Consider the following 14,499-nt stretch of genomic DNA (forward strand, 5'->3'; position numbering starts at 1 on the left):
ATACTGCCACGAATCTGGTTGAGCTTTTCACCCGGCGTTGCCATCTGTGGCAAGGCGTTGATTAGCCCTTGGGTATAGGGGTGTTGCGGGTCATTAATGATTTCCCGTGTCGGCCCTTGCTCAATGACGCGTCCAGCGTACATGACCAGCATGCGCTGGGTGACCTGGCTGACCACGCCCAGGTCGTGGGTGATCAGAATAAGCCCCACATTGTGCTGCTCGCAGAGATCAAGCAGCAGCGCCATGATCTCGGCTTGAATGGTCACGTCAAGCGCCGTAGTGGGCTCGTCGGCGATAATGATGTCAGGATCGAGCAGCAGCGCAATGGCGATAATAATCCGCTGGCGCATACCGCCGGATAGCTCGTGAGGGTACTGATCCAAACGCGTTTCCGGTGAGGGAATTTGCACCTGTTGCAGCTTATCCAAGGCAATTGCGCGGGCTTCTTTGGAGGAAATACGCCGATGCGCTTTCAAACACTCAACCATTTGCTCGCCAATGGAGAGCACCGGGTTGAGCGTCATCATCGGATCTTGGAAGATCATCGAAACACGATTGCCGCGCACTTTGCGCAGGCCGCGCTCAGACATATGGTTGAGCACTTGGCCGTCAAAGTTGACGGTGCCGCCGGCAATAAAGCCTGGCTTGGAAATTAAGTTAAGCAGCGAAAAAGCCGCGACAGATTTACCTGCGCCAGATTCACCGACAATGCCCAAGCGCTCACCGCGCTCAAGGCTGAAACTAATGTCCCGCAAGGCGTGGACTTCACCCTGGCGCAGCGCAAAGCGGACATCAAGATTATTGACTTCAAGTAGTGCCATGGTGTCCTCAGCCTTTGTAGAGTCGTGGGTTCATGACATCGCGCAGCCAGTCACCAAGTAGATTGATCGACAGCACCAGCACGACCAGTACCGCACCAGGAATGAGAGTGATCCACCAGGAGCCGGACTGAATATAGTCAAAGCCTGATTTAATCAACGAGCCCAGAGATGGATGCGTTTCTGGCATCCCAAGCCCCAGAAACGACAGCGCCGCTTCAGAAATAATCGCGTTGGCAATCTGTACGGTCGAGATAACGAAGATCGGCGACATGGTGTTGGGCAACACGTGACGGAACATAATGCGCTTACTGCGCAGCCCCATTACTCGGGCAGCATCTACGTACTCTTTGTTTTTCTCTGCCAGCACCGAGGCGCGAACGGTGCGGGCATACTGTGGCCATTCGGCCAGGCCGATAATCAGGATCAGCATCATCACTGCGTATTGGCTATAGAAGGCGCTGCCCATGGTCGCTTTGACCAAAGCGCCTACCACGATAGCGACCATTAGCGTCGAGAAGGAGAGCTGAATATCCGCTAGCCGCATCAATATAGTATCGACACGCCCGCCAAGATAGCCCGCCATCAGGCCGAAAGTGACCCCTAGCAGCGCTTGCAAAATGACCGCGCCAAAGCCGATCAGTAGCGAGACGCGTGTGCCGTACAGCACAATTGACCATAAATCACGGCCTTGGGCATCGGTGCCCAAGGCATAGCGCTCATCGGCGCCGTCAATCCAGAAGGGCGGCAGTTCAGATGACATGATGTCAATCTGAGCAAGGTCGTAAGGATTGGTTGGCGCCAACAGCGGGGAGGCAAAGGCAGCGATAACCATGCAAATAAACACGGCCAGACAGAGCTGTGCGGTGCGGTCACGCTTGAAGCTGTACCACATATAGGAGTCGCGCACGCGCTCCCAGCGGCCGGGTGAAGCACTCGCTTGTGAAGAATTACTTGTGGTGCTCATGCGGGCTTCCCAGTCAGTTTAACGGTGGGGTTCACCAGACCGTAGATCAGATCCACAATCGTATTGGTGACGACAAAAATAACGCCGACAATCATCAGGTAGGAGACGATGAGCGGAATATCAGCGCGGTTGATCGCATCCAAAAACATCAAACCCATGCCCGGCCATTGGAAAACGGTCTCGGTCAGAATGGTGTAAGCCACCATGGTGCCGATCTGTACGCCGCCGACGGTAATCACCGGTAGCATGGTGTTTTTAAGCGCGTGAACAAAATATACGCGGCGCATAGAGATACCCTTGGCGCGGGCGTACTTAACGTACTCCGACTGCAGGACTTCCATCATTTCGGCGCGGATAAGGCGAATAAATAGCGGCAACATGATAGAGGCCAGTGAGACGGCCGGTAATACTAGATGCTGTAAGCCGTTCCAGGTGGCTAAATTGGTATCCCAGTTACCCACCACATTCACCAGATCATAGCCACGGCCAAAGGACGGCATGTTTCCTTCGGTAGAAAAGAAGGCGTTTAACCAAGCGCCCCAGCCGGTACTTTCTGGGAATAGCGTCACGGTAACGCCAATCGCGAAAATTTGAATAAGCACGATCGCGGTTAGAAACACGGGGATTGAAATACCGATGATCGATACACCCATGAATAGTCGTGAAATTGGCGATCGCGGTTTGATCGCGCTGTATACCCCGATAGGTACTGAAAACAGCACAATTATCAGTGTCGCCGCAAATACCAGCTCCAGGGTGGCGGGTAAGTGGCGAGCAATGACTTCTAACGCCGGTTCGCGGTAAAAATACGAGTAGCCAAAATCACCTTGAACGGCATTTTTAGCAAAACGCGCGTATTGCACCAGGAAGGGGTCATTTAGGCCTAAACGCTCGCGAATCTCTTCGCGTTCGCTTTCCGGCACTGATTGGCCGACCATCTGCTGTACGGGGTCACCCAGGTTGTCCTGAATGGCGAAGGCCAACACGCTGATGACAAACATCACCAAAATCGCGTGCATCAGCCGCTTGATTAAAAAGGCAATCATGGCGTACGCCACCTATGTGAAGGGTTCATCAAAGAAAGTAGGGGCATGGTTATTCAAAGTGCTTGCAGGTTCGTGCCGCCAAATAAAAGGCTTCGCTCCCTAAACGCTTAGGGAGCGAAGCATACTGGCAGTTAATATTGCAGTGACTCTTTTGGCACTATGCAATTAATGCGCGATGGACATGATTAGTCGTCGCTGCTTTTAACGACCAAGTCACCCAGGTAAGGGAAGTCGATAGCGTTCACCACCGGCTCGACCTCAACACCATCCGCCGCGGCGTAGGCAAGGTTCTGCCAGTGCAGCATGATGAAACCGACGTCTTCGTAAAGCATAGCTTCGGCTTCACGCAGCATTTCGTTGCGTTTTTCCAGATCCGTTTCGCCATCCGCTTCGGTTACTAGTGCATCAATCTCTTCGTTGCAGTAACTGCCGTAGTTGTACTGACCCGCGCCGGTTTCTTCATCGATACAGAAGGTGAGGTACTGGAAGAAGTTAGCGCTGTCTTCCGTATCGGCGTGCCAGCCGATCATTGCCATATCGGATTCGCGGGTATCGTACTCAGGCCAGTACTGGGCGAGAGGCATGGTGCGTAGATCAACTTTGATGTTGATTTGCGCCAGCATGTTGGCCACTGCTTGGGCAATCTGGGCATCGTTCACGTAGCGGTTGTTGGGGGCGATCATTTCAACACTGAAGCCCTCTTCATATCCCGCTTCTGCCATTAGCTCTTTGGCGCGTTCGATATCGTAGCGTGGCGTTAAATCAGGGTTGTGGCCTGAGTAACCCTCTGGCGAGAACTGTCCAGCCGGGTTAGCAAACCCACGCATTAAACGGTCAGCAATGCCTTCTTGATTAATAGCCAGATCAACCGCTTGGCGAACGCGGGCGTCTTGGAAGGCTTCTACGCGCTCTTCGTTCATTTGGAAGCCAATGATGCGGGTACCGTCTATCTCAATCAGATTGACGCCATCTGCTTCACGGACTCGGTCTAAATCGTTGGGCGGAACGGCATCAATAAAGTCAACGCCGCCAGAAAGCAGTGCCGCAACGCGAGAGGCGTTTTCAGCGATAGGCGTCATGACGATGTTGGATACGTTGCCTTCGCTCTCAGTGTCCCAGTAATCTTCGAAACGTTCGAAATCAACCCGAACGCCTTGGCGACGGTCAGTCACAATGAACGGGCCGGTGCCTGAAACGTTGCGTGAAGCGAAGGAGTTGCCCGCTTTGACGATTTCAGCTTTGTCGCTACCGTCGTCGGTTTCACCCGTATAGAACTCGCTATCCATCGGGAAGATGTACGTAGCAAGGTTGAGCAACAGTGGGTAAGGTTCAGTGGTAACGATCTCAACGGTGTAGTCGTCCACCGCTTCGGCACTGGCAACCGGTTCAAAAATAGCGCGGTAATCAGGGCTTTCTTTCAGGCGTTCAATCGTCCATACCACATCTTTAGCGGTGAATTCGTTACCAGAGTGGAAGGTAACGCCTTCACGCAGCGTCATGCGCATAGTGGTGTCGTCTACTTATTCCCACTCGGTGGCTAAGCGCGGCTCAAACTGGAAGTCTTTGGTCCAGCGAACAAGAGGATCAAACGCAAGGTGAGAGAAACGCAGCACGCCGCCAGAGAGTTGTTCATGTAAATCGAGCGTTTCAGGGTCGGCAGAGTAACCAATACGGAGGGTTTCAGCACTTGCCGTCATCGGCAGCAATGTCGTACCTGCAACCACTGCACCAATAACAGAAGCCAGTAGGGTTTTCTTGAACGTCATAGTTGTTCCCTTGGGTCATTGTTTATTGTTCGTTTTGCGGGCGCTTTCCCCTCGCTAAAGGACGAAAATACCCGTAAAACAGACACGGTCAGCTTTAAAGCTATCTTAATAACATAGGCTAACAACATAGAGACTGCCTGTTGCGTCATACAATCGAAATAATGACAGGCATCATTCATCTGCTACATGACGTGGCTAATAGCGGCACATTACGTGCTTGTCATTAGACGAAAGTAGTAAGAAAAAAGATACGCCAGAATAGTCGGAGAAGCCGTATGTGGAAAAAAATCATAGTCGCAGCCATGGCTTGGTACCTTCCTACCCTAGCTGTCGCCGTTGAACCAACGCCTGGAACCAATGCAGAGCAGGGCTCTGAGCATGATTTGCCACCCAACTCGGAAACGGCGGCTCAGATCAAAGGCTTGTTAGATGGTGAATTACGAGAATGGTTTATTTTGAGCCATGGCAATGATTCAAACGCATCATTTATTGAGTCAAGTGATGACCATATCACTATCGATATTACGGGATTTGTTGATGATGAGGCCTGGGAGACTCAAGAAGCGCTGTCTATTAGCCTGACGATAAACGAAGGGGAGCTGATCAGCGCCGTGGTGTTACACCCGCTGGGGGACTCGACCTCACCGCCGCTCTACACCTCTGAAGGGGGCGATGTAGAAGTAACGCTGACGCACTATGAGCGGGCCAGTCAACGAGTTCACGTGGCTGGCAAGATACAGGGCGTACTGGCGCTACAAATACAGCTGGATGAGCCTCCGAGTCAGGAAGAGACCATTGAGATTGATGTGGCGTTTGATGTGGAGGCGCAAAAAATCGAGTTTTGATACCCGAAACCGACATCTGCCCGTTTCGGGTAATACATGACGGTGTAACGCAGTTAGTTAGTCAAACTGCTTATGTAACCAGGCATTGATTGTGTCAGATTCGTACATCCACTCTTCCCGGCCATCATCATGGATAATTTTGAGGCAGGGCACTTTAACTTTTCCCCCGCCTTCCAAGAGCGCTTGCTTATGGTCAGGGTCAAGCTGGACATCGCGCAGTTCAATGTTCAATCCCAACCGCGCTATCTCTTTGCGTACCTTGATGCAAAACGGGCAGGTGCGAAATTGATACAGGGCCAGCCGCTGGCATGTCTGATCAATAGTGGCTTGCTCTTCAGGCGAGCGTTCAACTGACTTAGGCGTAGAGAGCTTTTCAGAAATCAGCATAAACGGGGCAAGCACTAAGCGAACGCCACGAAAAAAATAGCGGATTAAAATGCGCATCTAAAGGCTCCTTTCGCTGATGATTAGGCTCATGTCAGCGTGCCGAGTGGAAAGAGAGTGATGGTGAACATTGATAAACAGTGGCCGCATCCTGCAACAACTAAAAGGATTTGTCACTTGAAGGGTGTTTTGACCCCGTTAATCGCAGTTTATAGTGATGAGTAGATGAGCAAATTGAGTCAGCATGCTAGGCTATTTGGCTATTTTTACGCCATATTTTGGCTTTTTAATTAAACGTCTTTGCGAATAGTTTATTGGCGAATAACGGGGCGAAAGCCATGCATCTGCATATTATTGGTATCTGCGGCACCTTTATGGGAAGCCTAGCGCTGCTGGCGCGTGAGTTAGGTCATCAGGTAAGTGGCTCTGACCAGCATGTCTATCCGCCCATGAGTACCCAATTGGTTGATGCGGGTATTATTTTGAAAGAGGGTTACCACGCGGATAATCTCTCGCTAGCACCGGGTATTGTGCCCGACCTTGTGGTAGTCGGTAACGCTATGTCGCGCGGTAATGAAGAGGTGGAGGCACTACTTAATAGTGGCCTGCCATACACCTCCGGCGCGCAGTGGTTGGCAGAGCACGTATTGCCTGGTCGACGAGTGATTGCGGTAGCAGGTACCCATGGAAAGACGACCACTGCGAGCATACTGGCGTGGTTATTGGAAAGCGGCGGATTAACACCAGGGTTTTTGATCGGCGGCGTACCGCGTAATTTTGGTGTGTCAGCGCGTCTAGGCGATCCGCGGGCACCGTTTGTAGTGGAAGCTGACGAGTACGATACGGCGTTCTTCGATAAGCGTTCCAAGTTCGTTCACTACCGTCCGCACATCGCGATACTCAATAACCTTGAGTTTGATCACGCGGATATCTTCCCTGATCTGGCCGCGATTGAGCGCCAGTTCCATCATTTAGTGCGTACCGTGCCCAGCCAAGGCCAACTCTTGGTGGCCGATGAACAGCCCGCGCTTGAGCGTGTGCTTGCCCAGGGCGTTTGGACCCCGGTCGCTCATTTTGGTGACCAAGCCACGAGTGAATGGCAGCTTACCCTTGAGCGTGACGATGCCAGCCGTTTCCAGGTGCTTCATTGTGGTGGCGAGCCCGTCCAGGATAGCCATTCTCAAAATAACAAGGGCCAAGACGAAGATGGTGTCGTTGAATGGACCCTCACCGGTGAGCATAACGCTCGCAATGCGTTGGCAGCATTGGCGGCAGCCAACTTATGTGGGGTTGATTTAGCTCGTGGTTGTGCGGCGTTGGCGCGTTTTGAAACCCCCAGAAGGCGGCAGGAAGTGCGTGGTGAAATCAATGCGATTCAGGTTATTGATGATTTTGCCCACCATCCCACGGCAATTGCCGCCACGCTTAAAGGGTTACGCGCGGCGACAACTAAAGGGCGGCTGCTGGCAGTGATTGAGCCGCGCTCCAATACAATGCGCTTGGGCGCGCTGCGCGAACGTTTGGTTGAGAGCGTGGCTGATGCTGATAGTGTGTTTTGGTTTCAGCCCGTTGGGCTGGATTGGTCCATGGAGGAGCTAGTAGCCACTCAGGGGGCGCGTGCGCAGCTGCATAATGACATTGATACATTGGTGGCGGCGGTGGTCACGCAAGCGTCACCATTGGACCGTATTGTAGTGATGTCTAATGGTGGTTTTGAGGGCGTGCATGAGCGTTTGCTGGCCGCGTTGAAGACTGCCCATGAAGCTGCTGCAAAAGAGGGGCATGTGTGACCAATCAAACTGAACCGCTATTCAAAAAGCCAGTTACCGTCGCACTTACCGGTGCCTCTGGGGCGCAGTACGGCCTACGTCTGATTGATGTGCTGGTCGCAGCGGGGCATGAAGTGTGGGTGATGATTTCCAAAGCTGCACACATGGTGATTGCCACCGAAACGGATATCGAACTGCCAGCGCAGCCTCAGCGGTTAGCTCAGGCGCTAAGTGAGCGCAGTGGTGCCCAGCCGGGGCAGATTCGCTGCTTTGGGCGCGAAGATTGGATGGCGCCCGTGGCTTCAGGCTCCGGTGCGCCATCGGCAATGGTGGTGTGCCCGTGCTCAACGGGAACGCTTTCAGCGGTAGCCACGGGGGCTAGCAATAATCTGATTGAGCGGGCGGCCGATGTCGCGATTAAGGAGCGCCGTACGCTGGTGTTAGTGCCTCGTGAAAGTCCGTTTTCCCCCATTCATCTTGAGCACATGCTGGCATTAAGCCGCCTGGGCGTGGTCATCTTGCCAGCGGCGCCGGGGTTTTATCATCGCCCACAAGGTATTGAGGATCTAATCGATTTTATTGTGGCGCGTATCCTAAACCAGTTGGGAATCGAGCATTCGCTGATGCCTCGCTGGGGTGAGGTGGAAAGCACTGCAAACCCCTCATCAACTAAGGATAACTAATCTATGATGTCGTGGGCGACGCTCTCGGTTTTTGTACCAACGTTTTTGTTTGTCTCGCTTACCCCAGGCATGTGCATGACACTTGCTATGGTGCTGGGTATGACCCAAGGCGTTAAGCGTACGCTGTGGATGATGATTGGCGAGCTGTTCGGCGTCGGCTTGGTAGCGGCAGCAGCGGGTGCTGGGGTGGCGGCGCTAATGTTACGCCAGCCAGAACTGTTTGTGCTGTTCAAATGGGTGGGCGGCGCCTATTTAGGCTATTTGGGCATTATGATGTGGCGTTCCCGCGGACGAATGGCAATACCTAGCGAGTTGGATGCTGGCCCACCAGCCAGTCGGCTACAGCTAGCGACGCAAGGCTTTGTGACCGCGGTAGCAAACCCCAAGGGGTGGGCGTTTTTTATGGTACTACTGCCACCTTTTTTAGACAGTAATCGCCCATTGCCAGGCCAGCTCAGCCTGCTGATTGCGGTCATTTTAACCATCGAGTTCGCTAGCATGCTGGTCTACGCCACTGGGGGTAAAACGCTACGTAATGTGCTCGGCAAGAGCGGCAATGTGCGCTTACTTAACCGTATCGCTGGCACGTTGATGATAGGGGTTGGGCTCTGGCTTGCCCTTGGTTGAACAAAACGGTGTTAGTGCTTTAAACCGGCGGCAAAAAACCGATGCGGGCGCTGAGAAGTGCCAATGATGCCACGCTGAGTAGAGGCCAAGGGCATGGCCGTAGGCTTGGCCGAGGCTGCTGCTGCCAATGCAGCAGGGTTAGTGCGCAGACAACTAAGCCTAACAGCGCGCCTCCCACCAGGTCGCTAAACCAGTGCACACCCACCACCAGTCTCGATAATGCCATAGGCAGTGCAAGCGCAAGTGCACACCAATAGGCCAAAAAGCGCTTATGGCGAGGCATTTCGGCTGCAATAAACGCTGCTGTCAGACCAAATAGCACCACAGCGGTGGATGTATGCGCGCTTGGGTAGGAAAAAGAGCCCATCAGGTAGTCCGGTGTGTCAGGGCGGGCACGTCCAAACAACCCTTTGCCAATAATGTTAAGCAGCGCGACCCCTGCAAAAGCGCCGCCCCAGTGCCGTAGGGCATCCCAGCGTTTGCCTAACAGTAGCCACACCGCCCATGGCAGCGCGAACGCGATAATGCCAAAGGTGTCGCCAATTTTTGCAAAAACATTCCCTACGCTGTAAGAAATATCGCCGTGCAGCCCTGTAAACAGCCGATGAATAAAAATATCCATATCCAGTGGGCCGTTTTCGCCGATAACCATTAACGTCCAGCCCGAGAGGCTACCAAGTGCTATGACCAACAGCAGCAGGGAGGCTAATGGGACATCTCCAGATTGGCTCATCGCTAGCCAGGGACGCCGTAGCAGTGGCAGCCGACGAGCAGTACCGGCGATCATCCGGTAAAGTCGCCCATGCCGTGTGGCTTGATGGCGGCCCCATGAAAAAATAACCGCGAGAGCGACAACAATAACGGCCAGCACCAGTAACGCGGCTTCAAGGCCTGGGGGGAGATTCAAATGATGCTGCCAAGTGCGGCCTAGTAAGTAGCCGGGCAGAATATAAGCAGGTGCCCACAGCGCTGCCGAGGTTAGATTGGCCCAAATAAAAGTGCGCGGCGGCATCTGCATCATGCCTGCCACCAGGGGAATAATGGGTCTTACAGGGCCTACAAAGCGGCCGATAAAAACCGACCATATACCGTAGCGCTCAAAGAAGCGTGACCCTCTTCCCAGCCACTCGGGATGCTGAGACAGTGGCCAACGCTGGGTAACTTGATCGCGATGTCTATAGCCGAGCAAAAAGCTGATGCCGTCACCTATAACAGCCCCTATAAAGGCCGCACCAATCAGCCATGCCAAGGTAATATCCTGATGTCCTGCCATAGAGGCCGTTGAGGTGATTAACACCACGCCAGGTACTAGCAAGCCCACTAGTGCAAGCGATTCCACTAATGCAATGACCAGCACCAAGCAAAGTAGTAGTAGGGGCGATGGCGTTAATGAGAGGAGCATATCGGCTAGCGGCACATACTTCTCCGGCGACAAATGAGGGGGGGCTAACAATAAATTAAACGTTGGAGAGTGACGCGCCGCGTGCTTCCAGGCGCTTTAAATAGCGCTCAAAGCTTTCTGCTCGACTGGGTAAGCAGGCCGCAATACGTGCTTCAAGCTGGCCAGTTTCCACCAGCACGCGCTCAGAAAGAGCTCGCTGTAAGCGCTCGCGAACCAATAGTGCGCCGCTTTCACTGGTGTCTGGCAGAACCAGCCAAAACGTAGCGTTATCGGCGCGACCCAGGACATCATGGTCACGGCAGCGGCTATTCACTTCGCTACATAGTGCGCCTAATAGAGCCGTCTGGGCGCGATGGCCAAATTGCTCTGCGGCCATATCCAGCTGCGGCAAGTGCACTACTAGCACCGCTAGCTGTTGATTGAGCATGGCCGCACGCTGGAATTCGCTATTTAAGCGTTCTTTCAGCGTATCAATGTGATAGGCGTTGCAGTCGCTATCGTTTGGGTCAGTCGCCCGAAGTAAAGCACGGCGACGGGCGTGTTCCCAGCGAGGTAGCGCAAGGAGCAGCGTTAAGGCGGCATAGCCGACAATAATCGCGGGTGGCGCAGCGGCGACGGAGGGAAGCAGCCACCATAAGGGGCCAATAGCAACATTGATCAGTAACGCAGCCCACAACGGTAACAATAAAAAAGTGGCGGTAACGGGCAGGCCAAGCCAAATGGGCGATGCCCCAGGGTGGTAGTAAAAAGCACTAAGTACCACCGAGTAAGTACTGCAAAGCAATATGATGCGCGGCAGATAACTTTTCAGCCCTTGCCCGATATGCATGAGTAACGCTGACATGAGCAGCAGGGTCATGAACGTAGGGATCAGCAGGTCGCGGTAGTCACCCATGGCATATAGCCAAAGCGCATAACCCGCCATTAGCGCAATGCTGGCGGCGTAGGCGAGCGTCATCAACCGCTTGGGAATATGGTGCTCGGTCATATCGTCTCTCGTGCTCGCTCAGCCGGTAACTTACTCATCTCACATACCGATAGGGTTGCCGGTTCGATATCGATCAATTCAAGGTATTCACTCGTGATATTGTCGGGTAAATCGGCGAGCAGCAAGCTGCGTCGTTGAGTGGCTTCTTTCGGTGAACGTGCGAGAAGCAGGGTGACCAGCGTCGTACTGCTTAAACGGTACACGTTTTCAAAATCATGCGTTAATTCACACAGTTTTTGTGCGGTTGGCCAAAGTTGATGACGTTTGACGTGCAGTATAAATACTTCTGCATGAATGCCTTCACGCTCACAGCGCGTTTGTTCGCGGGCAATGTCGCGCAGTAATTGTTCACCGGCCCATAAATTGAGCCCTGGAATCAAGCGTAAGCGTTGGCGAATAGAGCCGTTCATATCAATAAGCTGCTGTGCTCTGGAGAGGGCCAGCAAGCCAAGCACGAACAGGCAGCAGAGCAGCAGAATAAATTCAGACTTTTCCAGTTGGGGCGCCACCAGAACAGAGCTAACCAATGCGGCGCTGAGGTGAAACGCCGCCACCCAATTATTTTGTGGCAGCATCAGCATGGCGGCCCAGGCCCAAATCAAAATGCTGTGCCGTTCAGGAGCAGCCGCAATTAACGCGACCAGCAGCACGCCCGGCACAAGCTGCCATGGCAACCCTCGCGAGCGTCGGTGACTGAAGTCGAGCATTAGAGCGGTAATAAATAGCCAGCCGACTGAAAGCCACAGCACGAGTGCTGCAGCGGGCGGCGTAGAGGGCGTCCAAAGCGCCAAAGCAACGGCAGCCGCTAAAAGGTTGGCACGTAGTAAGCGTATTTTGTACTTGCTTTGCATGGTGACTTACTATTCGTCCTGAATAACCAGAAATATCTGAGCAAGTGGGTGAGCGTATTATGAACAACGTACGCGACACATATTAGCGCCTTAATCATCCTCAGTATAACGTCGAAATGGCGTAACATAAGCACAAACGTAAAAACGGCTGCACAATCATGCCATTCAAAGCTATTGGGTTTATCATTTCATAACCACTGAACAGCGTACCTCGACCCTGCTTAGGGCATTATTCACTTTAGATTTTAATCTTGGTAGTTATTCTGAGCACTCGGCTTGAATACATGGCTTGAGTACTGGAATTTCATATTTGAACTTAGCACGCACGATGCCGCATGGAGACACTATGAGCGTTTCAACACCGTTCCAAGAAGAGGCCCATCAGCACCTAGCGTCTGGAGACGTGCCCGCCTATATGCAGGCGTTGGGTCAGGCGGCACGCCGCGCAGCCAGTGAGCTACGCCGGGCGGATACGGGATTGAAAAACAGTGCCCTGATGGCAATGGCGCAGCGTTTGGCAGAAGCGCGTGGGCGCATTCTAGACGCCAATGCTGAGGATTTGCAGCGTGGCCGCCAGAACGGCTTAGAGAGCGCGCTGTTAGACCGTTTAGCGCTAAACGATGCTCGAATCGACGCCATGATTGAAGGGCTTCAGCAAGTAGCGAGCTTGCCAGACCCAGTGGGCGAGATTAGTGATATGCGTTACCGGCCCAGCGGGATTCAGGTTGGCAAAATGCGCGTGCCACTAGGCGTTATTGGCATTATTTATGAGTCGCGCCCTAACGTGACGCTGGAAGCCGCTAGCCTGTGTCTAAAATCGGGTAATGCCTGTATTTTGCGTGGCGGTTCAGAAGCCAGCGCCTCAAATGCTGCGATTAGTGCCTGTATTCAAGCAGGGCTTGCGGATGTAGGTCTGCCAGCAGGTAGTGTTCAGGTGGTAGCAACCACCGACCGGGCGGCAGTAGGCGCCATGATTAGCATGCCGGAATATGTCGATGTCATTATTCCCCGTGGTGGGAAATCGCTTATTGAGCGTATTACCCGTGAGTCGCGCGTACCGGTTATCAAACACCTTGACGGGGTTTGTCATGTTTATATCGATACCACCGCTGACCCTGCCAAGGCCTTAGCCATCGCCGTCAATGCGAAAACCCATCGCTACGGCACTTGTAACACCATGGAGACACTGCTGGTCGATGCGCCGATTGCTGATTTACTGTTACCCGAGCTAGCACGTGCCTATGCTGAACATGAGGTGGAACTGCGTGGTTGTGAGCGTACTCAGGCACTGTTACCTCAGGCTATCGCAGCCGATGAGGCGGATTGGTACGCTGAGTACTTAGCCCCGGTCCTGGCGATTAAAGTGGTCGATGGGGTTGATGAAGCGATCGCCCATATCGAACAGTACGGCTCACACCACACCGACGCGATTGTGACCCAAGATTATTCACTGGCGCGACGCTTTATGGCGGAAGTGGATTCGAGCTCGGTCATCGTTAATGCCTCGACTCGCTTTGCTGACGGTTTTGAGTATGGCTTGGGCGCTGAGATTGGGATTTCAACCGACAAGCTGCATGCCCGCGGGCCGGTAGGGTTAGAGGGCTTAACCACCCAGAAGTACGTCGTATTCGGTGATGGCCAAGTGCGTGAATAAGGGGGTGGTGTGAGTCTAAAGTTTCAGCGTATCGGAATGTTGGGGGGCACTTTTGACCCCATTCACTTGGGGCATTTACGCAGTGCTGTGGAGTTGCATGAGGCGCTGTCGCTTGATCAGCTACATATGATACCTGCTCAGCAGCCCCCTTTACGGGATCAGCCCCAGGTGTCAGCGCGGCAGCGGTTGGCGCTCTTAAAGGCAGGTATCGGTGACACGCCTGGCTTGTTGGCTGATGATCGTGAGCTGATGCGTGACGGCCCCTCCTACAGCACCGATACGCTTGCCGAGCTGCGTGCGGAGTATGGTGAGCATGCGCGCTTGGTCATGGCGATTGGTTTCGATGCTTTTTTGCGGCTTACACAATGGCATCAACCGGCGCGCATATTTGAGTTTGCCCATTTGGTGGTTATTGCTCGTCCAGGCTATGGCGATCCATTGCCAGCACCATTAATGGAACTGGTAGAGCATCGGGTAGTCGATAGCGTAGAAGAATTAATGCAGCGGTCATGTGGGGGCTTTTTGTCGCTTGAATTGCCATCGTTAATGGCCATTTCAGCGACCTATATTCGAAAGCGGCTAGAAGCGGGTAAAAGCGTGCGCTATTTGGTGCCGCCCCCCGTTGAACAGGCTATTGCGCACTACGGACTTTACCAGCAGTGTGAATAGCGCTGGCAGTCGTCAAATAAGCCGTTACAA

The 14,499-nt window shown here is 53.3% G+C and carries 13 protein-coding genes and 1 pseudogene; 6 read left to right on the top strand and 8 right to left on the bottom strand.

Going from position 1 to position 14,499, the window contains the following annotated elements; translation table 11 throughout:
- The 4 genes and pseudogenes from CXF87_RS04970 to CXF87_RS04985 form a co-directional block, all read right to left on the bottom strand.
- Positions 1-821 (bottom strand): ABC transporter ATP-binding protein (locus CXF87_RS04970; RefSeq protein ID WP_101145730.1); only part of this gene is annotated, 821 nt, incomplete at its 3' end.
- A 7-nt stretch (positions 822-828) separates the two neighbouring features.
- Positions 829-1,785, bottom strand: coding sequence for an ABC transporter permease (locus CXF87_RS04975; protein WP_101145731.1), 957 nt, complete (start codon positions 1,783-1,785; stop codon positions 829-831).
- Entirely contained in the window at positions 1,782-2,831 is a 1,050-nt protein-coding gene (locus tag CXF87_RS04980) for an ABC transporter permease (protein WP_008956414.1), read from the bottom strand. Before CXF87_RS04980 ends, CXF87_RS04975 begins: the two co-directional genes overlap by 4 nt.
- 185 nt (positions 2,832-3,016) lie before the next feature.
- Positions 3,017-4,597, bottom strand: a pseudogene (locus CXF87_RS04985) (ABC transporter substrate-binding protein).
- A gap of 275 nt (positions 4,598-4,872) precedes the next feature.
- Here CXF87_RS04985 and CXF87_RS04990 point away from each other — a divergent pair.
- Positions 4,873-5,442 carry a hypothetical protein gene (locus CXF87_RS04990; RefSeq protein WP_035557206.1) on the top strand — a complete coding sequence of 190 codons (570 nt, stop codon included), beginning with the start codon at positions 4,873-4,875 and terminating at the stop codon, positions 5,440-5,442.
- A 57-nt stretch (positions 5,443-5,499) separates the two neighbouring features.
- On the opposite strand, the gene CXF87_RS04995 is transcribed toward CXF87_RS04990, so the two are convergent.
- Positions 5,500-5,886 (bottom strand): glutaredoxin family protein, encoded by a 387-nt coding sequence (locus CXF87_RS04995; protein WP_008956417.1) that lies wholly within the window; start codon positions 5,884-5,886, stop codon positions 5,500-5,502.
- 278 nt (positions 5,887-6,164) lie between these two features.
- Here CXF87_RS04995 and mpl point away from each other — a divergent pair, with 278 nt between their 5' ends.
- From mpl to CXF87_RS05010, 3 genes are read left to right on the top strand one after another with little or no spacing between them, the layout of a single operon-like run.
- Positions 6,165-7,616 carry a UDP-N-acetylmuramate:L-alanyl-gamma-D-glutamyl-meso-diaminopimelate ligase gene (gene mpl, locus CXF87_RS05000; protein ID WP_101145732.1) on the top strand — a complete coding sequence of 484 codons (1,452 nt, stop codon included), beginning with the start codon at positions 6,165-6,167 and terminating at the stop codon, positions 7,614-7,616.
- Positions 7,613-8,278: a flavin prenyltransferase UbiX gene (locus CXF87_RS05005; protein WP_101145733.1), complete on the top strand. Its 666-nt coding sequence runs from the start codon at positions 7,613-7,615 to the stop codon at positions 8,276-8,278. Before mpl ends, CXF87_RS05005 begins: the two co-directional genes overlap by 4 nt.
- 3 nt (positions 8,279-8,281) lie before the next feature.
- Positions 8,282-8,905 carry a LysE family translocator gene (locus CXF87_RS05010; RefSeq protein WP_198556008.1) on the top strand — a complete coding sequence of 208 codons (624 nt, stop codon included), beginning with the start codon at positions 8,282-8,284 and terminating at the stop codon, positions 8,903-8,905.
- Positions 8,906-8,924: 19 nt separating this feature from the next.
- Here CXF87_RS05010 and CXF87_RS05015 read toward each other — a convergent pair whose 3' ends face one another.
- From CXF87_RS05015 to CXF87_RS05025, 3 genes are read right to left on the bottom strand one after another with little or no spacing between them, the layout of a single operon-like run.
- The gene (locus CXF87_RS05015; protein WP_101145734.1) at positions 8,925-10,322 is read right to left on the bottom strand and encodes a bifunctional DedA family/phosphatase PAP2 family protein; all 1,398 of its coding nucleotides are present in this window, start codon (positions 10,320-10,322) and stop codon (positions 8,925-8,927) included.
- A gap of 40 nt (positions 10,323-10,362) precedes the next feature.
- Positions 10,363-11,295, bottom strand: a complete 933-nt coding sequence (locus CXF87_RS05020) for a diguanylate cyclase domain-containing protein (protein ID WP_008956618.1) — start codon at positions 11,293-11,295, stop codon at positions 10,363-10,365.
- Positions 11,292-12,146, bottom strand: a complete 855-nt coding sequence (locus CXF87_RS05025) for a hypothetical protein (RefSeq protein WP_101145735.1) — start codon at positions 12,144-12,146, stop codon at positions 11,292-11,294. Before CXF87_RS05025 ends, CXF87_RS05020 begins: the two co-directional genes overlap by 4 nt.
- 346 nt (positions 12,147-12,492) lie before the next feature.
- Here CXF87_RS05025 and CXF87_RS05030 point away from each other — a divergent pair, with 346 nt between their 5' ends.
- Both CXF87_RS05030 and nadD read left to right on the top strand, forming a co-directional pair.
- Positions 12,493-13,800 (top strand): glutamate-5-semialdehyde dehydrogenase, encoded by a 1,308-nt coding sequence (locus CXF87_RS05030; RefSeq protein WP_101145736.1) that lies wholly within the window; start codon positions 12,493-12,495, stop codon positions 13,798-13,800.
- A gap of 9 nt (positions 13,801-13,809) precedes the next feature.
- Positions 13,810-14,469, top strand: a complete 660-nt coding sequence (gene nadD / locus CXF87_RS05035; protein ID WP_101145737.1) for a nicotinate-nucleotide adenylyltransferase — start codon at positions 13,810-13,812, stop codon at positions 14,467-14,469.
- Positions 14,470-14,499 lie beyond the last annotated feature (30 nt).

The sequence above is a fragment of the Halomonas sp. MES3-P3E genome (genome assembly GCF_002836035.1).
GTDB classification, from domain to species: domain Bacteria; phylum Pseudomonadota; class Gammaproteobacteria; order Pseudomonadales; family Halomonadaceae; genus Vreelandella; species Vreelandella arctica.